This window comes from Gemmiger formicilis (assembly GCF_016901605.1).
In the GTDB taxonomy this organism is placed as follows: domain Bacteria; phylum Bacillota; class Clostridia; order Oscillospirales; family Ruminococcaceae; genus Gemmiger; species Gemmiger formicilis_B.
This window is the reverse complement of record NZ_JACJKP010000463.1, coordinates 1-424: the sequence shown is the minus strand read 5'-3', so window position 1 is coordinate 424 and position 424 is coordinate 1. Positions and strand designations below refer to the sequence as shown.

The window sequence follows — 424 nt, the reverse complement described above, 5'->3', positions numbered from 1 at the left end:
CGATTCCCAGTCGGCGGCAAATAGAAAGTGCTACCGGCTTTTGGTCACCTGTAAGGACCTTTACTTTTACATGAAGTGCCTGCAGCTTTCCGATAGCACTGGCAGCGCTTTGCCTGGGTGCGTCAAGGAAGGCTATATATCCCAGCAGGATACAGTCTTCTTCCAACTGATCGGAAAGTATGGTTTCCTGTACCGGTTTGTAGGCCACCGCGATAACCTTCATGCCGTCTTCCAGCATTTCATCCACGACTGCGTGGGCGCTGAAAAGTACGTCCGTTTCCGCCGGAGTAATTTTTCCTTTGTATTCAGCCCGGGTGGTTCCTGGAATCCCTGTGGACGCAGGTTCTCATCCTGCAGCTGCTGCGTACACCAAAACTGCCTTTCCTGCAAAGCAGACCGGGCGGTATGGTGGTGGCGGTGACGG

Annotated in this window: 1 pseudogene; it reads right to left on the bottom strand. The window is 53.5% G+C overall.

Features of this window, described 5'->3' with window-relative positions:
* Positions 1-238, bottom strand: a pseudogene (locus H6B10_RS15455) (hypothetical protein); the annotation flags it as partial.
* Positions 239-424 lie beyond the last annotated feature (186 nt).